Genomic DNA, 23,264 nt, shown 5'->3' with positions numbered 1-23,264 from the left:
TTTTGACGGGACAAATTGACAACAGCAGGGTCATGAGATGCGTGGCCTATCAAAACGGCGTCAGTATCGGCGACGTGAGTATCGAAGACATCAGCGAAGTGCTGAAACGGGAAAACACCTTTGTCTGGCTGGGTTTGTGCGAGGCGGACAGCGAGCTGTTGGCAAAGATCCAGCTGGAATTCGGGTTGCATGACTTGGCTGTCGAAGACGCCTGTAGAGCGCACCAGCGTCCGAAAATCGAGGAATACGGCGAATCGCTGTTCATGGTGTTGCATACCGCCCATCTTGCGGAAAAGCAGGTCGAGTTTGGCGAAACCCATATTTTCCTCGGGCCGCGTTTCCTGGTGACGGTCAGGCACGGCGCTTCGCGCAGTCACAGCAAAGTCAGGGAGCGTTGCGAGGCCATGCCGCAGCAATTGGCAAAAGGCCCCGGATTTGTGCTGTATTCGATCATGGATTTCATCGTCGATAACTATGTGCCGGTTATCGACGGCTTGCAGCAGCGGTTCGATGTGCTGGAGTCGGCGATATTTGAATACCGGCCCAGCCGGCAGACCATAGAAGGTCTTTACGAACTGAAGCGCGAGTTGCTGTTGCTTGAAGGTGCGATTAACCCGGTCATCGATATTTGCAACGAACTGATGCGCTTTCATAGAGGGCTTATTCCCAATGATGTGCAGGTGTATTTCCGCGATATTGCCGATCACATCAAACGCATCGACCAAGCGATTCACGGCATGCGCGAGATGCTGCTCGCGGCGATGCAGGTCCATCTGACCTTTGAGACGGTGCGCCAGAACGAAGTCGTCAAACGGCTGGCCGGTTGGGGGGCGATCCTGGCGATACCCACGATGGTATTCAGCTGGTACGGCATGAATTTCCGGCACATGCCGGAGCTGGATTGGGAGTACAGCTATCCGGCGGTGGTTGGCGGCGTGACGCTGTGCAGCCTGCTGCTGTATTTGCGCCTGAAAAAAGCCGGCTGGCTGTAGTTATAAAATGCCCATATGGCGCGCGGACAAGGATAGAGCAGCGCGTCCCATCCTGATTAATGGGCTTGTCTGAGGCCAGCGACGCTTGCCATTTCTTGCAAGGTGAAAATCCTTTCCTGGAATTCAAAGGAATACCAGCAGTCCTAATTATTGTGTCTCCAGAACGTTGTTAACTGTATACCCGCTTATTTTTACAGTTTTTTTATAACAACCGCGTTACATTAACCTCTCGGAATCTCCATAAAAGAGAGGCAATCATGACCTTTATTTACAGCTTGAGCGGCTTGCTCGCATTCGCATTATTCGTTTATCTGTTGGTGGCGTTATTTTACCCGGAGAAATTCTAATGACTGCAAACGGCTTATTTCAAATCAGTCTGTATTTTGTCGCCCTGTTGCTGCTGGCTAAGCCGTTGGGCGTTTATATGGCGGCGGTGTATGAAAATCGCCCGCTATTTCTCAAGCGAATATTGGGGCCTTTGGAAACGGGGTTTTATCGTTTGAGCGGCGTTAACCCGGAACAGGAGATGGGCTGGAAAGGCTACACAGCCGCCCTGCTCTGGTTTAATTTGTTCGGCGGGCTGGCGGTATTTGCCTTGCAAATGCTGCAAGCCTATCTGCCGCTGAATCCGCAGCAGATGCCTCATGTAACGGTCGATTCGGCATTCAACACGGCGGTCAGTTTTGCGACTAACACTAATTGGCAGGGTTACGGCGGCGAAACGACGATGAGTTATCTGACCCAGATGCTGGGGCTGAGCGTGCAGAACTTCGTTTCGGCCGCCACCGGCATGGCGGTTTTGATCGCGATGATACGCGGCTTTCAACGCACTCATGCGGACGCCATCGGCAACTTCTGGGTCGATCTGACGCGCGGCACGCTGTATATCCTGCTGCCGCTGTCGTTCGTGTTGGCGTTGGCGTTGGTTGGGCAAGGCGTGGTGCAAACCTTCAAACCTTACCAAACCGTTCCGTTGGTCGAGCAGGTCGGTACGGCAACGGAAAATAACACGCAAACCTTGGCGCTAGGCCCTGCCGCCTCGCAAATCGCGATCAAACAACTGGGTACCAACGGCGGCGGTTTTTTTAACGCCAACTCTGCGCACCCTTTTGAAAACCCGACGCCGCTGTCCAATTTCCTGGAAATGCTGGCGATCTTGCTGATCCCGGCGGCGCTGTGCCATACCTTTGGCGTGATGGTCGGCGACCCGCGCCAGGGCTGGGCCATTTTGGCTGCGATGACGCTGGTTCTAATCAGCTTGGTATTTGTCACGGTTGGTTTTGAGCAAGGCGGTAATCCTGGGCTGGCCAAGCTTGGAGTCGAGCAAAGCGTCGGCGTCGGTCAGTCCGGCGGCAACATGGAAGGCAAGGAAACGCGGTTCGGCATCGTCAATTCAGCGATCTGGGCGACTGCGACGACAGCGGCATCCAACGGTTCGGTCAATTCGATGCACGATTCTTATACGCCGCTGGGCGGTTTGGTTCCGATGTGGCTGATTCAGCTGGGCGAAGTCATTTTCGGCGGCGTCGGTTCCGGTCTTTACGGGATGTTGATTTTTGCGCTGATCGCGGTATTTGTCGCCGGTTTGATGATAGGCCGCACCCCGGAGTATCTCGGCAAAAAAATCGAGGCTTTCGAGGTAAAAATGGCGGCTATCGTAATTTTGATTCCGGCCTTTTTTATTTTGGGCGGGACGGCGTTGGCGGTCATGCTGGAGGCGGGGAAAACAGCGGTCGCCAATCCCGGCGCGCATGGGTTCAGTGAAATTCTTTACGCATTTTCCTCGGCTGCGGGCAACAACGGCAGCGCTTTTGCCGGTCTTAGCGCCAATTCCCCGTTTTATAACATAGCCCTGGCTATCGCGATGCTGGTCGGGCGCTATGGAATCATTGTCCCGGTACTCGCCATTGCCGGCTCATTGGCGGCAAAAAAGACCGTGCCGACCACCGTCGGCACCTTGCCTACGCATACGCCGCTGTTCGTGATGCTGCTGATCGGTACCGTGCTGTTGGTCGGTGCGCTGACGTTCGTACCCGCATTGGCTTTAGGGCCGGTGGTCGAGCATTTAATCATGGTTGCAGCAAAAAGTTAGAAGTTAACGGCTTCGTGGTGAGCCCTTCGATAAACTCAGGAGAGCCTTGTCGAACCATGACCGGCTTAACCGCCCGCCCTTCGACAAGCTCAGGACGAACGGTTAAGCCTCGACACTTGTTCTGCCATAAATGGGAAGTCGTCGTGGTTTATATGAATTTAAGCAATAAGAGAAACAGGCTATGAGCAAGAAAAAACATACGCAACAGCTATTTAGCAGGCAGATCCTGGTGGATGCGCTAGGCGATACCCTGCGCAAACTGGCTCCCCAACAGCAATGGAAAAACCCGGTAATGTTCGTGGTCTATATCGGCAGTTTGCTGACCACCGGGCTATGGCTGTGGGAGTTGTATTCAGGAGACCATGCGCAAACCGGCTTCATGCTGGCCGTAACCTTCTGGCTTTGGTTCACGGTGTTGTTCGCCAACTTCGCGGAAAGCGTCGCAGAAGGCCGCAGCAAGGCGCAAGCGGCATCGTTGCGCAGCGCCAAGCGCGACATCATGGCGAAGAAACTGGACGAAGCGCATTACAGTACGGATTACGCGAAGGTTGCCAGCACCTCGTTACGGCGCGGCGACATTGTATTGATTGAAGCGGGCGACTTTGTACCCGCCGACGGCGAAGTCATCGACGGCGCGGCCAGTGTCGATGAAAGCGCTATCACCGGCGAAAGTGCGCCGGTGATCCGTGAATCGGGCGGAGATTTCAGCTCGGTAACCGGCGGTACGCGGGTGTTGTCCGACTGGCTAGTGGCGCGGATTGTGGTCAATCCCGGCGAAGCCTTCCTGGACCGTATGATTGCGATGGTGGAAAGCGCATCGCGGCAAAAAACGCCTAATGAAATTGCCCTGACTATCTTGCTGGTCGCGTTGACGCTGATCTTTTTGCTGACCACCGTGACGCTGTTGCCGTTTTCACTGTACAGCGTGGAAATCGCCAAATCCGGTACGCCGGTTTCGATCACCGTACTGGTGGCGTTGCTGGTTTGCCTGATTCCTACGACCATCGGCGGATTGCTGTCCGCTATTGGTGTTGCCGGTATCGGGCGGATGATGCAGAAAAACGTGATAGCCACCTCGGGACGGGCGATTGAAGCGGCCGGAGACGTGGATGTGTTGCTGCTGGACAAAACCGGCACGATTACGCTGGGCAACCGTCAAGCCTCGGCTTTTATACCGATCGGCGAGACCACCGAAAAAGAATTGGCTGACGCCGCGCAACTGGCGACGCTGGCCGATGAAACGCCGGAAGGCCGCAGCATCATTATTCTTGCCAAGCAGAAATTCGGCATCCGGGAGCGCAATATTCACGATCTAAATGCGACGTTTGTCGCCTTCAGCGCGCAAACCCGGATGAGCGGCGTCAATATCGGCGAGCGCCAGATTCGCAAAGGCGCTGCCGATGCGATACGCGGCTATGTCGAAGACCTGCAGGCAAAATTTCCGGAGGAAGCGACACGCATCGCCGATGTTGTTGCACGCCGGGGCAGCACGCCGCTGCTGGTTGTTGACGGCATACAGGTGTTGGGTGTCATTGAGCTGAAAGATACGGTTAAAGGCGGCATCAAGGAGCGTTTTGTCGAGCTGCGGAATATGGGCATTAGAACGATCATGATCACCGGCGATAACCGCCTGACCGCAGCGGCGATTGCGGCCGAAGCGGGCGTCGACGACTTTTTGGCCGAGGCGACGCCGGAAGCCAAACTCAAACTGATCCGCGAACAGCAGGCCGAAGGCCGTCTGGTGGCGATGACCGGCGACGGCACCAACGACGCCCCGGCGTTGGCCCAGGCCGATGTGGCGGTGGCGATGAATTCGGGTACCCAAGCGGCCAAGGAAGCCGGTAACATGGTCGATCTCGATTCCAACCCCACCAAGCTGATCGAAATCGTCGAGACCGGCAAACAAATGCTGATGACGCGCGGCGCGTTGACCACGTTTAGTCTGGCTAATGACTTGGCCAAGTATTTCGCGATCGTTCCGGCCGCGTTCGCCAGCACTTATCCGCAACTGGGCGCGCTGAATATCATGGGGCTCAGCAGCCCGGACAACGCGATACTTTCGGCGGTTATTTTTAATGCCCTGATTATCGTCGCCTTGATTCCTTTGGCCTTGAAAGGCGTGACTTACCGGCCGCAAAGCGCGGAAGCACTGCTGCGCAATAACTTGCTGGTTTACGGTGGCGGCGGCGTTATCGTGCCGTTTATAGGGATTAAGTTGATCGATCTTGGTTTAACGGCGCTACCGTTCTGATTAAAGAAAGCCCTCTCCAAAGGGAGAGGGTTGGGTGAGGGGAAATTAACATAGGAAAAAGCCTATTTGCGCTGGTTCCCAAGCTGGAGCTTGGGAACCAGCGAACACGTCGCATCTTATCAAACTAAAATCACAGGAATTATCCATGCAAACCACCATCAAACCTGCATTAATCTTACTATTATGCTTGACCGCATTGACTGGCGTTGTCTATCCGCTATTAGTCACGCTTAGCGCACAATTGCTTTTTCCCACCCAGGCAAACGGCAGTTTGCTCGGCAGTGACGAGAAACCGTTCGGTTCCGAATTAATCGGCCAAGCGTTTAGCCATCCCGAATATTTTTGGGGACGGCCTTCGGCAACGTCGCCCGCCCCTTATAACGGCGGAGCCTCCAGCGGCTCCAATCAAGGCCCTATCAATCCTGCACTGATAGACGCCGTTCAGGCGCGCATCAAAGCGTTACGTGATGCCGACCCCAGCCATTCGGAAGCTGTACCTGCGGATTTGGTGACCGCCTCGGCCAGCGGGCTTGATCCTCACATCAGCCCTGCCGCCGCTGTCTATCAAATCAACCGCGTTGCGATAGCCCGGCATTTGTCGCCGGACAGTGTGCGTGAACTGGTTGATCGTTATACACAAACGCGACAATGGGGCGTGTTGGGCGAACCCCGGGTTAATGTACTGAAATTGAATTTGGCTTTGGATCAGCGTCTTAAGTAATGAATTTCCAGTAATAACCGGACTCATGCATGAATGACACACGACCAGACCCTGACGCCCTGCTTGCCCGCGTAGAGCGCGAGGAAAACCAGCGACGACGCGGACGACTCAAGGTTTTTTTCGGCGCGGCAGCGGGTGTCGGCAAAACCTACGCGATGTTATTGGCGGCTCAAGCCAAGCGGGCTGAAGGCGTCGATGTGGTGGTGGGTCTGGTGGAAACTCACGACCGGCAGGAAACCGTCGCGGTATTGCAAGGCCTGGATGTGCTGCCGCCCAAGCTGGTGAAACATCGCGGTACGGTGCTGCGCGAGTTCGACCTGGACGGCACGCTGAAACGCCGGCCGGCGCTGGTCCTGGTGGACGAGTTGGCACACAGCAACGCTCCAGGCTGCCGTCATCCCAAGCGCTGGCAGGATGTCGAAGAATTGCTGAATGCCGGAATCGATGTTTACAGCACGCTGAACGTCCAGCATCTGGAAAGCCTCAACGACGATGTCGGTCAGGTCACCGGCGTGCAGGTTAGGGAAACCGTGCCGGATACGGTATTCGAGTTGGCGGACGAAGTCGAATTGATTGATTTGCCGCCCGATGAATTATTGCTGAGGCTCAAGGAGGGCAAGGTTTATGTGCCGCAACAGGCGGAGCGGGCGATGCACAATTTCTTCCGCAAAGGCAACCTGATTGCGTTGCGGGAGTTATCGTTACGCCTGACCGCCGACCGGGTCGATGCGCAAATGCAGGACTACCGGGACGACCACGCGATACGCGATGTTTGGCAGGTTGGCGACAGGATATTGGTCTGCATAGGCCCCAATGCTATCGCCGAGCGGCTGGTGCGCGCCGCCAAGCGGCTGGCTACCAGTCTTCATGCGCATTGGATTGTGGCCTACGTGGAAACGCCGGAGCTGCAACGCCTGCCCGCCGAGCGTCGCGACGAGGTGTTGCGGGTGCTGCGTTTCGCCGAGCAGCTGGGCGCCGAAACGGTGACCTTGTCAGGCCCCGATATGAGCAAAGAAATCCTGGGGTTTGCCAAAAGCCGCAACGTCACCAAAATCGTGCTGGGCAAACCCGGCCGCCGTGGTTGGAAGCGCTGGGTGTTGGGCTCGGTCGTCGATACCCTGATCACCGAAGCCCATAACATCAACGTCTATTTGCTGGGCAGCCCGCGCGGCGAAGACTTAACCGAGCAAAAAAAGCCGAAAGAAATGCCGGGTGCAAAAGTGCTGCGCTCCGGTTATCCCTGGGGGCGCGCCAAGCGGCGCTGGTTAAATTGGGGCTGGGCGGTGGCTATGACGGTTTGCACCAGTTCGGTTGCCTGGCTGATGTCCGGGAAATTCGAACCCGCTAACTTGGTCATGGTCTATTTGCTGGGCGTGGTTTTCATGGCGGCGCGTTTCGGCCGCGAGGCGTCTGTTCTGACCTCGGTGTTGAGCGTTGCCGCATTCGATTTTCTGTTTGTAAACCCGGTTCATACCTTTGCGGTTGCGGATGTCCAGTATTTAGTCACATTCGTCATTATGCTGTTGGTGGGCTTGATCATCAGCCATCTGACCAGCAATATGCGCTCTCAGGCGAAGGTTGCTTCGCATCGGGAACGGCGCGCCAATGTCCTTTACGCACTGAGCGAGGATCTGGCGGCCAGCCGTACCGTAGCGGATACCGCCAGAATCGCCGCGCGTCATATTCAGGGGGAGTTCGGCGGCGCCAGCGTCTTGCTGTTTCCCACCGATGACAGCCGGATAGTCTACCCGCTGGACCCGCCAGTCCCGGAATCCCTGCGCGATTGCGATCTCAGCGTGGCGCAGTGGGTTTTTGACCACGGTCAGATGGCCGGACAAGGCACCGATACTTTGCCCGGAGCCGGGGCGGTGTTTTTTCCTATGTCCGGTTTTCGCGGCGTCATCGGTGTGCTGGTATTGCGCGCCGCCAATCTGCGCCGGGTATTTCTGCCCGAACAGCGTCGGCTATTGGATACTTTTATCAGCCAGATTGCCCAAACCATTGAGCGGGTGCGTCTTGCCGATGAGGCGCAACAGACGCAATTGCGGATGGAATCCGAGACCTTGCGCAATTCCTTGCTCAGCGCCATTTCCCACGATTTGCGCACACCGTTGGCGTCCATCGTCGGCGCAGCCAGTACCTTGGTGGAAGAGGACGCCCAGCTTACCCCGCCGGACCGGCAAGAGTTGAGCCTGACCATTTATGATGAAGCGCTGCGTATGTCGAACCTGGCCAATAATATTCTGGACATGGCTCGTTTGGATGCAGGACAGGCATCGCTGAACCGGCAATGGTATCCGCTGGATGAAATTGTCGGCGGAACGTTGACGCGAATGCACAAGCAACTTGCCGGGCGCGCGGTCAACGCCAAGCTGCCGGATGAGCTCTGTTTGGTGCGCGTCGACGCGGTGCTGATCGAGCAGGTGCTGGTCAATCTGCTGGAAAATGCCTGCAAATATACGTCGGTGGGCAGTCCCATCGACATCATTGCCGAAATTTCCGCCCACATGCTAAAGGTCACGATAGCGGATCGTGGCCCCGGCATACCACCGGGAGAAGAGGAAAAACTGTTCGATAAATTTTACCGGGTGCACCGGGAAGGCGCGCAAAGCGGCGTCGGTCTGGGTCTGGCTATTTGCAAAGCTATCATTATCGCGCATGGCGGCGTTATCGGCGCCGCCAACCGGCAAGGCGGAGGGGCGCAGTTCTTTTTTCTGCTGCCCGTAGACGAAGCGCCGCCGCAACTGGCAACCGAGCAGCCGCAAGATGAGTAACGCCAAACCCGTCATTGTGGTTATAGAGGATGACCCGCAAATCCGCCGTTTTCTGCGTACCAGCCTGAGTGTGCAGGGATTCCAGGTGGTTGAGGCGGGAACCGGCGAGCGGGGCGTGGTGGAAATCGGCACCCGCAAACCGGATCTGGTCATTCTCGACCTGGGCTTGCCGGGCATGGACGGCATAACGGTGATCCGCAAGGTGCGCGAGTGGTCTGCGGTGCCGATCATCGTGCTGTCGGCCAGAAGCCAGGAAATCAACAAGATTGACGCGCTGGATGCCGGGGCAGACGATTACCTGACTAAACCGTTCAGTATCGGCGAGCTGCTGGCGCGCATCCGCGTATCGCTACGCCACGCCGCACAGCTTGCAGGAGATAGCGTCGAAACGCTGTTTCGCGTCGGCGAGTTGCAGGTCGATTTATCCCGTCGCAGCGTGCATATCGGCGACCGGGAAATTCATCTGACTCCGATCGAATACCGGCTGCTGACCGTGTTGATCCATCATGCGGGCAAGGTATTGACGCACCGGCAGTTGTTGCTGGATGTTTGGGGGCCCGCCTACGTGGAGCACGCCCACTATGTGCGGATTTACATGGGACAATTGCGCCGGAAACTCGAATCAGATCCCAATCAGCCGCGTTATTTGTTGACCGAGGCGGGCGTGGGTTATCGGTTGGTGGGTGGGGAATGAACCCCACATTGATGGCATCGATCGTTGAGGGATTTTAGTCAAGCAAGCCGGTAAAAACTGTAATAAGATAGCCGCAGTTTTTATTTTTAATAAGAGTCACTTTATGCGGCGTTTTATCTTACTGAGTTTGCTTGCCTTTCCGGTCTACGCGGCTGATGCTGTCGATGAGCGGCCGCCGGATCTTGAGGCTGTGCCGGAGGCGCCGGAGCCGCCGCTGCCGATTCAAAACGGCGAAACCATGGAGCCCGACATTACCATTATTCGTAAAAATAAGGAGACTATTCAGGAATACCGTCGCGGCGGCAGGCTTTATATGATCAAAGTTATACCGGCTGTCGGGCCTCCCTATTATTTTCTCGATACCAATGGCGACGGCAAAATGGATGTGCGCCGTAGCGATGGGGATAGAGGGTCCGACATCAATATGTGGAAGTTGCTGGAATGGTAGCCGCTTAGTCAGTGTCGGTATTTACTCGTATAACACGCCCGCAACTCGATCAATTCTTTAGTGCTTATAGTCTCGGCGAAGTCGTCAGTTTTGAGGGGATAACGGACGGCATAGACAATACCAATTATTCGGTAGCCACTACGCAAGGCCGTTTCATCCTGACTTTATTCGAGTCGCTGGCGGCCGATGAGTTGGCGCATTTTTTAGAGTTATTGTTACATCTGGGCAAAAACAGCCTGCCTTGCCCCTGTCCCCAACGCGACCGGCAGGGTAATCCGCTGCGTCAGTTTAATGGTAAACCGGCAGCGGTATTCAGGCTTTTACCCGGTTCATCAACGGCATCGCCATCAATCTTACAGTGCCAGGAAATCGGCTTGCAGTTGGCAAGTTTGCATCGCTGTACGCAGGACTATGTTTTCCCGGTAAAGAGCGGCAATGATATAAGCTGGTGCAAGACGGTGCTGAATAGGATCAGCGTTTATTTGTCGGCAGCCGATCGCGGGCTGATTGATGACGAGCTGGCTTTTCAAACTGAGAACAGCCGGGTTAATCTGCCGCGCGGCGTTATTCACGCCGATCTATTCAGGGATAATGTGTTGTTTGTCGACGACCGGCTCAGCGGCTTGCTGGATTTTTACAGCGCCTGCACCGATACCTTGCTGCTGGATGTTGCGATAGCGGCTAACGATTGGTGTTGCGATAACGGCACGGTGAATAACGAAAAGTTCGCTGCGTTGCTGGCGGCTTATGAAACTTTAAGGCCGCTGGAGCCGCTGGAGAAACAGCACTGGCCGATCCTGCTCAGGGCGGCGGCGTTGCGTTTTTGGTTATCCCGGTTGGAGCATCAGTGCTATCCTCGCCCCGGCGAAATAACCCAGCAAAAAGACCCGCTGGTTTTTCGGCGTATATTGCTGCAACATAGGCAACAGACTTATTTATCGTTAAACCTTAGGAGCACAGCATGATTAAAATTCTTCATCTCACCTTTATTTTATTGTCGATCTCCAGCTTTGTCGGCAGGATCTATCTGGCCGAAAAGCGCCCGGAATTGCTGGAACAAAAATGGATAAAAATCGGGCCGCATATTATCAATACTTTTTTATTGATTACCGGTTTTACTTTGGTTTTTCAAGGTTCATGGTTGTCAGCCGAGTACGGCTGGATTGTCGCTAAGCTAATCGCTTTGGTCGCATACGTCGGCCTGGGGATTGTCGCTATCAAGAGTCAGGGCGAGCTGCGTTGGAAGGCTTTCGCCGGGGCGCTTGCCTGCTTCGTTTATATCGCGATAGTCGCAGTCAGCAAGCATGCCTTCATATTCTTTTAACGGCTAGAAAAACGCCGTTACAAGGAAAACTCAAGTTTATTGATTTGCCGGTCCAGCCAACATAAAACATCCTTGCCTTTATGTAACGGGGTTTCATCAAGCTCAGGGATTTGGGCGCCGGTTAATAGCTCCCAGCGGGACAGCCGGTTTTTTAGCTGTCCCTGTTCGCTGGCCGTAAAATGATAGCGTTGTATCAGCCGTTCAAACTGCGCCGGTTCCGGCGCAGTTATCAATTCCGCCAGACGTCTTAACTCCGCGAGCAAGGCTTCAATCGTTGCAACATGCGCGGCTATCAATTGAGAAACCTGCTTGGGCTGGATGTTTTCGGCCGGCGATAATGCATTGTCCGAGATAACTTTCAGGCAGTGGATTAATTCGCCTGACGAAAATCTTACGGCGGTTTCATAAAATGCGGACGCCTCCATGTCGCAAAGATGGTGCGGGTCATAGCCAATCTGAGGCCTTGATACCGTTTGGATGGAAGCGGTGGGGCAAGGCGGCGTGAAAACCAGCGGCGGATAATAACTTTTCAGGCTGTCAATATCGGTGATTTTGTCGATTAGAAACAGGCTGCCCAGGGCGTGGTCTTTATGCCCGGCAATGCCGATATTAACCAGTACCGGATGTTTAACCGCAGCAAACAAAGCGTGGGTGTAGGCTACGCCGGCAGCCATCGCGCTTTTCCCCAAGCCGGTTACGGTCAGGCAGATGTCCCGGCCCAAATAAACCGCAAACGGCTGAACAGGCGTCTCTTTTTTTAAGTTGAAATGCTCGACCAGCGGTTTGGCCTCGCAAGGCAGTGCGGCGTAGATAAAAATTCCGGGCGGATTTTGTCGATTCATGGGGCGCAATGTTTCCGTGCTGTAAACGACATTGCCTCTGTTATGGCGCTTGTTTATTTCTTGTCCTGAATCACATGAAAAGCGTCGGTGTAAATATCGCTGATCGATGCGCCTTTCATAAACGCCATTTTCTTGGTGTGGCTGACCATTTCGGGATGTCCGCACAGGAAAACCCGCCATCCGCTTAAGGTTTCAGTGGAGGATAAGGCAATCTCATGAGCGCGGCCCCGGACATGATCCGATTCAATACCTTCTCCCGAGACACAAGGCGTGTAATGAAAGTTTTCAAACTCTACGGCAAGTTCGCGCATTTCATCAATGAAATACAGTCCGTTAAGATCGCGACTGCCGTGATACAAATGGATAGGGCCTGAGTGATCCTGGGCCAAGGCGTCGGAAATAATGCCGTACAGCGGCGCAAGGCCGCTGCCGGTCCCGATCAGCAATAAGGGCTGCTCGGCGCGTCCGGGCAGGTAATGGCACGAGCCTTGGGCTTCTGAAATGGCGACAGATGCGCCTAACTCCAATTCATCATGAACCCAGCTGCTGAATTGGCCGTTCGGCAGGCGCCGGATATGAAATTCCAGAATGTTTTCATGCTGCGGGATATTCGCAATCGAATAGCTGCGGATTAAGCCGTCGGGCCGTTTTAAATTAACAAATTGGCCGGCGAAGAAATTAAATTGGCTTTGATATTCCAAAACCAAGTGGACGATGTCGGGCGTTAACAGCTGCTTTTCGATGACGACGGCTTCAATCGAAGCGCCTTGCTGGTTGGGCAAGGCAACGGTCATATCCTGTTCTGGACGACAGATACAAGACAGAAAGTAGTTCTGTTTTTGCAAGGTGTCTTTAAGACCGGTTTGGGCTGAGACAGGTGGAGGAGTATCAAGACTGCGCATCATGCAGGCTTGGCAAAGGCCCTGGCGGCAACCGTTAGGGATCTGCACGTTTTCCCTTAACAGGGTTTCCAATACAGTTTCATCCGGTTGACAGGAAAATGTCGATTCGCCAATCGTTATACTTCGCATGGTCTCCACCTGGTATTTCAGTTATTTGCCTAATACGTCGTTGCGTGTGCTTTCCGCAATGGCGGCAGCTTCGGCGATCAGCTCTTGAGGTACATTCAGCTCTGTTAATGTCGCGCCAAGGTGCTCCATGACCGCATCAAAATGGCTGCTGTTCAAACCCATTTTGACCAGACGCGCATGGGCATTACGCATATCCTGGCCGGTATAATTATTGGGGCCGCCAAACGCCATAGTAAAGAAGGCTTTTTGCTTGGCGAGTTGTTTGTCCATGTCGGTGTTGTCGAAAAAACGGTTAATGCGGTAATCCGCCAGCACTTTGCGGTAAAAAATATCTACGGCCGCATTAACAGCCGCTTCGCCGCCGATTCTTTCATAGAGTGTTTGGCCGGTTTCTTGAGAATCGCTCATTATGTGTCTCCAGTTGTGTGGGTAATTATTATTATTTAAGCAAACTTGCTCAATCCGAAGTTTATAACAACAGACCGATTTATGCTATATAAAACTTTTACAAGTTATATATGTCATAATGAGCTATTATCTACATCGGCTTAACAAAAAGACATGATGAGAAGGATGAATCCGCTAATACCTCAAAAGATAAGTCCCCGGCAACACCAGATACTTGAACATTTGCTGGAAAACAGGAATGGCCTGAGTGTTGATGAATTGGCTAAAGTACTGGATATTTCAAGAACGGGCGTTCAACAGCACTTTGTCGCACTTGAGCGGGACGGCTATATCAGAAAAAGCATGCTCAATAAAACAGCCGGGCGTCCGGTAACCATCTACGTCATCACCGATAAAGGCAACAACTATTTCCCCAAGCAATACGCCTGGTTTTCAGAATTGATTCTTAGCGATTTATTGCAGGAAATAGGCCCGGAGCGTTTCAAAGCCTATATGCAAAAACTGGGCGGAAGACTCGCGGATAAACTCAGCGGCAAGTTTGATGGGAAAAGTTTAAGCGAACGCGTTGATGAATTGGCCTTGGTCATGACCGATCTTGGTTTTCAAGTGAAAGTGGGCATGGGGCCCGGAACTGAAGGCCAAAATATCCAGGCTTTTAACTGTGTTTATCACGATCTGGCTCAAAAGCATCATGAGATTTGCGAGTTCGATCTGGCGCTGATGTCTTCTTTGCTGGACAAAGAAGTTGAGCAGCTAAGCTGTATGGCCAAGGGCGACTGTAGCTGTAGATTTAGAATCAAATAATACCAATCCCAATAAGTTCGCATGTTATCCCTTCTCCAGCGGGAGAAGGTTAGGTTGAGGGGGTTCAAATAAAAACTTATTGGGATTGGTATAACTATTCGTAGCGCTTAATCAGTTGTCGGTAATAGCTTGCTTCCTCGGTTTTTCCGCGTTTGGTAACGCCGTTAAGGTAAACGCCGGCTTTTTTTAGCAGCATATTGACCGCCGCCTGCCGGTTTGGGGCGGACAATTGACCGGCATCAATGATTTTTTGCAAGGCGCTGATCCGAAACCGGTCCATGCCCCAGAATGCCTGGGACAACTGGTCTTGATGGCCGCCATGCTTGTTGATTTGCGGCTGTTCAACCAGTAAAACCGGGTAGTTGGCGGTGATTCTGAGCCACAGGTCATAATCTTCACAGGCAGGCAGCCGCGCGTCAAACAGACCGATGCCGGTAAATACCGAGCGGTGTATCAACGCCGTGGACGGGGATATTGCGCAGAGCGGCAAGCAATGGCCGAATATCCAGCCGCCGGTCTTGGCGTATTTCTTGGGTACGTCAACCTGGATTCCGTTGCGTATCCAGTTTTCTTCGGTATGGCAAATCCTGTAGCCGGGGTCGGCCGTCAACGCCGCCTTTTGCTTGGCCAGTTTTTCAGGCAGCCATTCATCATCGGAATCCAGGAAGGCCAGCCAGTCGCCGCTGGCTTGTTGGATGCCGAGATTACGTGCGGCACTGACGCCTAGGTTTTCTTGGTAATAATAATTGACCTTCGGAAATTCCCGGCGGAGCATGGCTTCTGAGCCATCGTTAGAGCCGTCATCGATTACCGTTACTTCAGTCGGTAACAAGGTTTGTGAATAGACGGATAATAGCGCGCGTTTCAGCAGATCACGACGGTTGTAGCTGGGAATAACAACTGAAATTTTTATGACAATTACCTTGTGTTAGCCGATGACCTGACGCTGGTCTTATCAGCCTGGAGTGGAAGTCTGGCTGCGCACGCTGATGTTGCTAACGTAATGATTTAAAGCCAATTAAGGCCGGATCAGCGGCTTCAACTCCGCTGATCCGCAATCCGCCCTCTTAGTTCTTTATCCGCTCTAGCGCGGGTTTGGATGTTATTGTTCCGTTACCTTCGGCGGCGTTTTTGATATAAATTTGTTTTAAGCGGTTAAAAGCCGACCATAACGTTTTATCCATAACAACTTCGTTGCCGACAGAAACAATGACCCTGATGAGTTGGGGTATTTTGTTTTTGGTTGAGACGATATAAACCGGCTGTACATACAGAACGTTATTGCCCATCGGCAGGATAATCATACGCCCCATTTCAATCCGCGACCCGCTCTGATCCCATAAGGTAAATTGCTCGGAAATCAGCGGATTCTGGTGAATCAGGGCTTCAACTTGCGCCGGTCCATTGACCTGAACATCCTTGCCGAACTTGTAAACGGTAATGCCGGGTTTATATGTCCCGCCGCAATTGGTTTGGTCGAGTGTCCCCGCTACACCGATCATGCTGAGATTGCCCCTGTTAAAAGGCGTCATCGGGTTAATCATTACAAACTCTTCAGCGTCGTTACAGTTGCCAAAGTCCATCGTCTGGTAATAAGGCAATACCTGTTCTCCACGGACATTGGCAAACTGCCAGGTTTCGGCCTGTTCGTAGAATAATTCGGGGCTTTTTTGATGATATTTCGCATACACCTTCATTTGCAGATAATAAAGATCGCGCGGATAGCGCAAGTGTTTCTTTAATTCCGCGGGCATTTCTTCCAGATTTTTAAATACCCCAGGGTACGCATTGCTGTATGCCTGAATAATCGCATCCGATGGGTCGGAAATATAAAAATCGACATCGCCGTCAAAGGCATCGACCACAACTTTAACCGAGTTGCGGATGTAGTTGAAATCTTGATGTCCTTCCAGGAAATCATCGTCCGCAGGTTTGGAAACCGGATATTTATTGGATAAGGTATAGGCGTCCTGTATCCAGTAGAACCGGTCCTTGTCTATAACCAGATAAGGATCTTTATCCAGATGCAGAAAAGGAGTCAGTCTATTAATGCGCTCGGTTATATTCCTGCGCATCTTGAGCTTGCTTTGGTTAGTGATGCCGGTTGAAAAGAATATTTTTTCATCCTTAAAATAAAAGGCGAATAATGCCTTTCTGAACAGCGATGGAATAGGTATCCCGCCCTCGCCGTGGTAAGGTTCCGCTAATTCCGGGTCAGTGCCGGCAATGCCCATGATATTTAACTTGTTAGGCACTATGGCAAAGTGGAATTGCTCCTGACCGTAGTAAATATCCGGGTGCTTAACGCTGAAGCCGACGTCGGAATACATATTTAAATCGCGTAGATACCATATCAGCTGCTTATCGGCATCCTGCGCGGCGGGAGTAGCGGCGGCGCCGTAGCCGTGAGTGTAGCGCAAGTGGGTGTTTTCCCAGTTTTGCGCTTCAGGCGGCAGCTTCGAAATATTGATTTCCCGGGCCGCAAGATTAACCTGCCGGGTATGGTCGAGAACAAAATAGCGGTCTTCGTCGACCGACAGGAATTTGTAATAAGGCCTTATTTCCTGTAACTGCTTATAGTTGTCAATGATGAACTCCCTGTCCCAGACCGGAAGATTGTCAAAATGTTTTTGCGTACTCCATGATTCAATGTCGTTCGTCGCATCCAGATTAATAGTCATATCAACCGTCTTGATATTCTTCAAATCGTAAGCGGCCAGCGTCGCGTCGATATTATGCTGCATCAGCGACTTATTGGTTTTGACCGGATTCGGGTTGACGATATATTTCTGGATCAGATCGGGGATAAACTGAATCTTCGGCAAGCCTGCGACACACAGGAACAAGGCCAGCGATATTAAAAAAGGGGTTTTTACCCGGTGTTTTTCTGAAAAAATAAATAAGCCTGCGGTTATCGCTGTCGCCACGAAGGTAACGATTTCCAGCCAGATCAGCGGCAAGTGGTAGCGTAATTCCACGAAACCGGGGCCGTAAAATATCGGCTCGTGGGTCTTAGTATAAAGCAGCGTAAAGCGGTCCAGCATAAAGCCCCAGACCACAAACGCAACGACAAAGCCGATCAGCACGGTGAGATGAATCTTGGCGCCCAACGGGAACTCGGAATTTTCATCGGGTATAAAAATATGTTCCAGCCAATATAAAATGCCGACCATGCAAAAGATCAGCGAGGCGGTGGTCAGCATTTCCTGTTGGATCAGCATGTAGGTCGGGTAGGACAGCATATAAAAGCTGACATCCTTGCCGTAAACCGTTTCGGTTACGCCCGAGTCGCTGCCGAAAAAATACAGCAGTGTCGATTCCCATTGATTATAGAAAGGGATGGCGATAAATATCGCCAGAATCAGCGATATTGGGGTATATACGGCTGCCGAACCGTTCATGAATGTGTCGGCAAAACGCTGGAAACGGCGGCGTTTATCGATATTGCTGAGAAGTTCGTCAGCCGGATTGATGCCCAGGTAGCGCGAGGCGATCCAGAAGTGAAAAAAGAAAATGGCGAAGAACGCCAGCGTGACGCCGCCGGACAGGAAGAATTTGTACAGCAGCCTGAGCCAAAAATAGGCTTCAAGTTTTAATGACTGGTACCACCATAAGTCGACAAACAGATCGAGAAATATGAAATAGAAGGCGACATATAAAATGACAGCGATGACAACTGTCGCCCCAATCAGCGCGGGTAAAAGCTTCAGGTTCCGCATAGTGTCCTCTTAATGGAAAATGTTTTTAACGTTTTCGTTTTGTGCATTTTTTCAGATTACAGCTCGGGGTAAACGCACAGATTGGGTCGTATTCTAACACCCAATAAAATGTTCGTAATGATTTAGACATGATGGCTGAAAAACAATAAGGATATACTGCAACCAAACTGATCGGGAGAGTCGCCATGATCGTGACTCGAAACAATTTCACCGCTGCTTACCGGCGCCCGGCAAACTCAAACAAGTATAAGATGATTCCCTCGATTAATAAGCAGAATATCGCATGACGCATTGGCTGATTTTTGTTGAGTTTACCGCCTTGGCTTTAGCAATCGGCGTGTCCGGTTACTTTCTCTCGCTCTACGGCGATGTTATCGCCGAAAAAACCGGTTGGGGAGGAACCTGGATCGGAATCGCTTTGCTCGCCACGGTCACTTCTCTGCCCGAGCTGGTCACCGGAATCAGTGCGGTAACGTATGTGAATGTCCCGAATATCGCGTTAGGCGATGTTTTGGGCAGTTGCGTATTCAATTTGCTGCTGATCGTGCTGCTGGATTTCCTGCATCGGGGCGCTTCGGTTTATACCCGAATCAGCCAGGGGCATATACTTTCCGCCGGTTTCGGCGTTGTGCTTCTCGGTTTCGTGGCGTTCAATCTGGTCTTGTATCAACACGGCATTAATCTGAGTTTTTGGCATGTCGGCATATACTCGCCGATCATTGTGCTGTTTTACATTTTTGCGATGCGCACGGTTTTTCGTTATGAAAAAGCCCAGCGTCAGGAAGTCGTGGAAGAAATTGCCGAGCGCTATCCGAAAATCAGTTTGCTCAAGGCGCTGACGTTCTTTATTTTAGTCTCTGTCGTGGTGGTTTTGGCGGGTATCAGGCTTCCGGTAACGGCGGAGCATTTGGCCGAAGCCATGGGCTGGCGGCGCAGCTTCGTTGGCACCGTGTTCGTGGCCACGGCTACTTCCTTGCCTGAAGTGGCGGTTACGCTTTCAGCGCTGAGAATCGGGGCGTTGGACATGGCGATCAGCGACTTGCTGGGCAGCAACCTGTTCGATCTGGTCATTATCGCCGTCGACGATATGGCTTACCTGCAAGGCCCTCTCCTTGCCAGCGTCTCGCCGGTACATTTGGTTACCAGCCAGTCGGCGATCATGATGACCGGCATTGCCGTTGTCGGGCTTCTGTATCGGCCGCAGCAACGCTTGTTCAAGACGGTAGGCTGGGTCAGTCTGTCCATGTTCATCATTTACATCCTCAACTTGTCGGTTCTCTATCTGCAACAGGAGTAAGCCAAGCGAGTGAATGTGTACGCAGCATCAATAATGGCCGGCCTTGATTTGCCGGAACTGAGTTTCATCGATAATCAATGAATAGGGAGACCTTTATGCCTTCAGTTAAACGCATCGTTCTGGACGTGCTCAAGCCGCATCATCCAGATGCATTGGATCTGGCCGGCGCGATTGCCTCATTGGCCCCGGACTATCGGGTCAACCTTACCATTACGGCGGTTGATGAGAAAACCGAAAGCGCCGAGGTGATTATCGAGGGCGTAGCGGTCGATTTTGCCGCCGTTAAAGCCGTCATCGGTACAATGGGGGGGACTGTTCACAGTATCGATGAGGTTGAGGTCTCGGGCAGTCCCGCCGATCCGTTTTAAAGGCGCTGAATTGAGTAAAGCGCATTTGACCTTCGGAGACGGAAGCATTGATCAATTGGATTAAGCAGTTGTCCTTTCTATTACACATCACCGGATCGCGCGGTATCGCGCGGCGCTACGTGGTGGTGAACGGCTTTGACGGAGCGCTGACAATGCTGGGGCTTATCATCGGTTTCCATACCAGCGGCGAAACGTCGGCGACGGTGGCGGTAAGCGTTTGCCTTGGCGCCGCAATTGCGCTGTCGGTCAGTGGGGTGAGCAGCGCCTATCTCAGCGAAGCCGCCGAGCGCAGGAAAGCTTTGCGCGAGTTGGAAAAGGCTATGATCGTGACGCTCGAAACAAGTGCGCATGGACGGGCATCCCGGTTGGTGCCGATCATGATCGCTTTGGTCAACGGGCTTTCTCCGTTGCTGATTTCGGTTCTTATCACTTTGCCTTTGTGGCTGGCCTCGCAACAGATTCCTCTGCCTGTAGATCCCATGAACGCTTCTATTGGCATGGCGTTCGTGTTGATTTTCCTGTTGGGGACATACCTTGGCAAAATCGAGCATGGTTTTTGGTTATGGTCCGGTATCCGCGCCGTCTTGATTGCGGTTATTACCAGCGCGCTGATTATCGCGCTGGAACGGTGAGGCTTAACCCTAAAACCTGCGATTACAAATCTTTCGGCCCGTTTCGGTAAATCCAGCCCCGGCGGCGCAGCCATTTTTCGACTTCCACGACAAAGAACACGACCGAAGAAAGCGCCAGACAGAGCAACAGTTCATCGAGGCTCAAGGCTTCGGTCTTGAAGATCGGCTGCAACACCGGCACATACAACACCGCCATTTGCAGGCAAAAGGTCAACAGCACCGAGCCTAACAGCGGCATGTTGGAAAACAGGCCCTGGCTGAACAGCGATTCCCGCTCCGACCTGATCGCCAAGACATGCCCCATCTGCGACAGGGCCAGCACTGTAAACACCATGCTCTGCCAGCGGGCGGAACCGGTAGAATAAGCCCAGCCTTGGGCGAATAAGGAAACGCCGCCCATCAGCAGGCCGATCCACAGAATATGTTGCCACATGCCTTGCGCAAAGATGCTTTCCTGGGGGCCGCGGGGCGGCCGTTCCATGATGCCCCGTTCTTCCGGTTCGACGGCCAGGGCCAGGCCCGGCAGGCCGTCGGTAACCAGATTGATCCAGAGGATGTGGATCGGCAGCAGCGGGATCGGCAAGCCCAGAAAAGGCGCCAGAAACAGCGTCCAGATTTCCGCCGAGTTGCAGGTCATCGCATATTTGATGAATTTGCGGATGTTGTCGAAAATCCGCCGCCCTTCGCGCACCGCAGTCACGATGGTGGCGAAATTATCGTCCAGCAGCACCATATGCGAGGCCTCCCGCGCCACATCCGTGCCGATCTTGCCCATCGCGATGCCGATATTGGCCGCTCTCAACGCCGGCGCATCGTTGACGCCATCCCCGGTCATCGCTACGAATTCCCCCTTGTCCTGTAGCGCCTTGACGATTTTGATCTTTTGCTCCGGCGCAACGCGGGCATAAATACGAACGTCCTCGACTTGCTTCTCGAATTCCTCAAGATTCATCCGGGCCAGTTGCGAGCCGGTCAGCACCTTGCCGCCGTCATCGACGATGCCGAGCCTGATCGCGATGGCGCGGGCGGTCGCCGGGTGGTCGCCAGTGATCATGACCGGCGTGATTCCCGCAGTCTTGCATAGCGCGACCGCTTCCTTGGCTTCCGGGCGCGGTGGGTCCATCAGTCCAACCAAGCCCAGGAAAATGAGCCCGCTTTCGATAGAATCGGCATCCAGCGTTTGCGGTTGTTCAGGGAATTGCCGGTACGCCAGGGCCAGCACCCGCAGGCCTTCCTCGGCCATTTGCTCGGCGGCGGCCAATACCGTCTCCATAGACAAAGGCTGCGGGCCGTTGCCGAGCCATTGGTTAACGCAACGAGGCAGCACATTTTCCGGCGCGCCTTTGGTGTAAGCGACAAGTTCGCCGTTTTCCTGATGCAGCGTGGTCATCAGTTTACGCTCGGAATCGAAAGGGATCTCGTCCAGCCGAGGCGCATCCTTGACTAGGTTCGCGCCAACATAGCCCACGCTTTCGGCCGCTTCGTACAAGGCGATTTCGGTGGGGTCGCCCAGCAATTGACCGTCGTGGTCGCGGCGGGCGTCGTTGTTCAGGGCCAGCGCCCGTAACAACGGGGCCGGAAAATCGGGGTCTATGCTTTCCCGCAAACGCTGTTCGGCGTAAAACGCTTCGGCATGCATCCGGTTTTGCGTCAGCGTGCCGGTCTTATCCGAGCAGATGAAGGTTACCGAACCCAAGGTTTCCACGGCGGGCAGCCTCCGTATCAGCGCGTTTTTCACGACCAGCTTGCGCGCGCCCATCGCCAAGGTCACCGTGGCTACGGCGGGCAGGGCTTCAGGGATGGCTGCCACCGCCAGACTGACGGCGGTCAAAAACATCAGTACGGGCTCTTCGCCGCGCAGTAAACCCACTACGAAAATAATCGCGCAGACGGCTAAAACCAAAAGGGCAAGGCGCATGCCGAAGCTGGCAAGGCGTTGTTGCAGCGGGGTTTTAGTCTCTTTTTCCTGGCGCAGGAGTTCGGCGATTTTACCGAGTTCGGTGTTCATCCCCGTGGCGATGACGACGCCGACGCCGCGGCCGTAGGTCGCAATAGTTCCCTTGTACGCCATATTGAGCCGGTCGCCGAGAGGTGAATCCAATTCCCGTATCAGCGCCTCCGATTTTTCGACCGGCAGCGATTCGCCGGTCAGCGCCGCCTCTTCCACCTTGAGTCTCGCGACATCCAATAGCTTGAGGTCGGCCGGGACGACATTGCCCGCTTCAAGCATGACCAGGTCGCCCGGAACCAGCTCATGCGCCGCGATGGTTTTGGTTTTTCCCTCCCGCAGCACCTGCGCGGTGGGGCTGGACAAGCGTTTGAGCGCGGCCACGGCTTTTTCCGCACTGTACTCCTGAACGAAGCCGATGATGGCGTTCAACACGATGATGACGAGGATGACGACCGCATCCGTCATCTCGCCGAGCAAGCCCGAAACGATACAGGCCAAAATCAGCACGATGATCATGAAATCGGCGAATTGCCCCAAAAACATCCGAATCGGTCCTTTGCGGCGTTGTTCCTGGATGGCGTTTGGGCCGTAGGTCTCGAGACGTTCCTTTGCCTCCTGATGATCCAGGCCGTTTTCAGGGTTGACTTTGAGCCACGCGGTGGTTTGCCAGGGTTCAAGAAGATGCCAGGGAGGTGAAGGAGGTTGTCTACTTTGATTCTTTTGTTGCTTGGTCAAGGTTCGAGCTCCTGTAAGGTGGACGTTACCAGTATCTCAATTTATGTAACGTTGCAATAGTACTTAAAATTGAAAAGCGGGCATTGGTGATTAGGGTGAGCTTTGTTCAGGCTATATTAATGACTGTTTTCAAAATGGTCGGATGATATAGATTCAGTCTATCAAAATACAAAGTATCTAA

20 protein-coding genes are annotated in these 23,264 nt (G+C 53.3%); 14 read left to right on the top strand and 6 right to left on the bottom strand.

Going from position 1 to position 23,264, the window contains the following annotated elements; translation table 11 throughout:
- Positions 1-2 precede the first annotated feature (2 nt).
- The 10 genes from V3O24_RS14700 to V3O24_RS14655 all read left to right on the top strand — a co-directional run bounded on the left by V3O24_RS14700 (position 3) and on the right by V3O24_RS14655 (position 11,296).
- On the top strand, positions 3-992 hold the full coding sequence (locus V3O24_RS14700; protein WP_331307791.1) for a magnesium and cobalt transport protein CorA: 990 nt from the start codon (positions 3-5) through the stop codon (positions 990-992).
- A gap of 257 nt (positions 993-1,249) precedes the next feature.
- A complete protein-coding gene (gene kdpF, locus V3O24_RS14695) occupies positions 1,250-1,339 on the top strand; it encodes a K(+)-transporting ATPase subunit F (RefSeq protein ID WP_104422237.1) in 90 nt (29 codons plus the stop codon).
- Positions 1,339-3,084 (top strand): potassium-transporting ATPase subunit KdpA, encoded by a 1,746-nt coding sequence (kdpA, locus tag V3O24_RS14690; protein WP_331307790.1) that lies wholly within the window; start codon positions 1,339-1,341, stop codon positions 3,082-3,084. The genes kdpF and kdpA overlap by 1 nt, the downstream gene beginning before the upstream one ends.
- Positions 3,085-3,265: 181 nt before the next feature.
- The gene (kdpB, locus tag V3O24_RS14685; protein ID WP_104422235.1) at positions 3,266-5,335 is read left to right on the top strand and encodes a potassium-transporting ATPase subunit KdpB; all 2,070 of its coding nucleotides are present in this window, start codon (positions 3,266-3,268) and stop codon (positions 5,333-5,335) included.
- Between the two features lie 145 nt (positions 5,336-5,480).
- Complete coding sequence (gene kdpC / locus V3O24_RS14680) at positions 5,481-6,056, top strand: potassium-transporting ATPase subunit KdpC (protein WP_331307789.1); 576 nt, start codon at positions 5,481-5,483, stop codon at positions 6,054-6,056.
- Positions 6,057-6,085: 29 nt separating this feature from the next.
- Positions 6,086-8,830: a sensor histidine kinase KdpD gene (locus V3O24_RS14675; protein ID WP_331307788.1), complete on the top strand. Its 2,745-nt coding sequence runs from the start codon at positions 6,086-6,088 to the stop codon at positions 8,828-8,830.
- The gene (locus V3O24_RS14670; RefSeq protein ID WP_331307787.1) at positions 8,823-9,524 is read left to right on the top strand and encodes a response regulator; all 702 of its coding nucleotides are present in this window, start codon (positions 8,823-8,825) and stop codon (positions 9,522-9,524) included. Before V3O24_RS14675 ends, V3O24_RS14670 begins: the two co-directional genes overlap by 8 nt.
- 103 nt (positions 9,525-9,627) lie before the next feature.
- Positions 9,628-9,972: a DUF2782 domain-containing protein gene (locus V3O24_RS14665; protein WP_104422297.1), complete on the top strand. Its 345-nt coding sequence runs from the start codon at positions 9,628-9,630 to the stop codon at positions 9,970-9,972.
- Between the two features lie 11 nt (positions 9,973-9,983).
- Entirely contained in the window at positions 9,984-10,937 is a 954-nt protein-coding gene (locus V3O24_RS14660; protein ID WP_331307786.1) for a homoserine kinase, read from the top strand.
- Positions 10,934-11,296 carry a SirB2 family protein gene (locus V3O24_RS14655; RefSeq protein WP_104422224.1) on the top strand — a complete coding sequence of 121 codons (363 nt, stop codon included), beginning with the start codon at positions 10,934-10,936 and terminating at the stop codon, positions 11,294-11,296. Before V3O24_RS14660 ends, V3O24_RS14655 begins: the two co-directional genes overlap by 4 nt.
- 17 nt (positions 11,297-11,313) lie before the next feature.
- Here the strand turns inward: V3O24_RS14655 and V3O24_RS14650 are convergent, their stop codons facing one another.
- Genes V3O24_RS14650 through V3O24_RS14640 form a run of 3 tightly spaced genes read right to left on the bottom strand, consistent with a single transcriptional unit; the run spans position 11,314 to position 13,577 of the window.
- Positions 11,314-12,138, bottom strand: coding sequence for a hypothetical protein (locus V3O24_RS14650; RefSeq protein WP_331307785.1), 825 nt, complete (start codon positions 12,136-12,138; stop codon positions 11,314-11,316).
- A 53-nt stretch (positions 12,139-12,191) separates the two neighbouring features.
- Positions 12,192-13,169 (bottom strand): 2Fe-2S iron-sulfur cluster-binding protein, encoded by a 978-nt coding sequence (locus V3O24_RS14645; protein WP_331307784.1) that lies wholly within the window; start codon positions 13,167-13,169, stop codon positions 12,192-12,194.
- Between the two features lie 21 nt (positions 13,170-13,190).
- A complete protein-coding gene (locus tag V3O24_RS14640; protein ID WP_104422221.1) occupies positions 13,191-13,577 on the bottom strand; it encodes a group 1 truncated hemoglobin in 387 nt (128 codons plus the stop codon).
- A gap of 165 nt (positions 13,578-13,742) precedes the next feature.
- On the opposite strand from V3O24_RS14640, the gene V3O24_RS14635 reads away from it, so the two are divergent.
- Entirely contained in the window at positions 13,743-14,381 is a 639-nt protein-coding gene (locus tag V3O24_RS14635; RefSeq protein WP_331307783.1) for an HTH domain-containing protein, read from the top strand.
- Between the two features lie 94 nt (positions 14,382-14,475).
- Here the strand turns inward: V3O24_RS14635 and V3O24_RS14630 are convergent, their stop codons facing one another.
- Positions 14,476-15,276 (bottom strand): glycosyltransferase family A protein, encoded by an 801-nt coding sequence (locus V3O24_RS14630; RefSeq protein ID WP_331307817.1) that lies wholly within the window; start codon positions 15,274-15,276, stop codon positions 14,476-14,478.
- A gap of 172 nt (positions 15,277-15,448) precedes the next feature.
- The gene (locus V3O24_RS14625; RefSeq protein ID WP_331307782.1) at positions 15,449-18,100 is read right to left on the bottom strand and encodes a UPF0182 family protein; all 2,652 of its coding nucleotides are present in this window, start codon (positions 18,098-18,100) and stop codon (positions 15,449-15,451) included.
- Between the two features lie 283 nt (positions 18,101-18,383).
- Here V3O24_RS14625 and V3O24_RS14620 point away from each other — a divergent pair, with 283 nt between their 5' ends.
- From V3O24_RS14620 to V3O24_RS14610, 3 genes are all read left to right on the top strand, one after another.
- A complete protein-coding gene (locus V3O24_RS14620; RefSeq protein ID WP_104422218.1) occupies positions 18,384-19,397 on the top strand; it encodes a cation transporter in 1,014 nt (337 codons plus the stop codon).
- 95 nt (positions 19,398-19,492) lie between these two features.
- The gene (locus V3O24_RS14615; RefSeq protein WP_104422217.1) at positions 19,493-19,765 is read left to right on the top strand and encodes a DUF211 domain-containing protein; all 273 of its coding nucleotides are present in this window, start codon (positions 19,493-19,495) and stop codon (positions 19,763-19,765) included.
- Between the two features lie 47 nt (positions 19,766-19,812).
- Positions 19,813-20,397, top strand: coding sequence for a hypothetical protein (locus V3O24_RS14610; RefSeq protein WP_219820748.1), 585 nt, complete (start codon positions 19,813-19,815; stop codon positions 20,395-20,397).
- Positions 20,398-20,419: 22 nt separating this feature from the next.
- Here V3O24_RS14610 and V3O24_RS14605 read toward each other — a convergent pair whose 3' ends face one another.
- Positions 20,420-23,083, bottom strand: coding sequence for a cation-translocating P-type ATPase (locus V3O24_RS14605; RefSeq protein ID WP_331307781.1), 2,664 nt, complete (start codon positions 23,081-23,083; stop codon positions 20,420-20,422).
- Between the last annotated feature and the right edge of the window lie 181 nt (positions 23,084-23,264).

Origin of the sequence: Methylobacter sp. Wu8, from assembly GCF_036440755.1 — a bacterium.
In the GTDB taxonomy this organism is placed as follows: domain Bacteria; phylum Pseudomonadota; class Gammaproteobacteria; order Methylococcales; family Methylomonadaceae; genus Methylobacter_A; species Methylobacter_A tundripaludum_A.
Note: the sequence above shows the minus strand (reverse complement) of the source record. Positions and strands in the feature narration are given on the sequence as shown.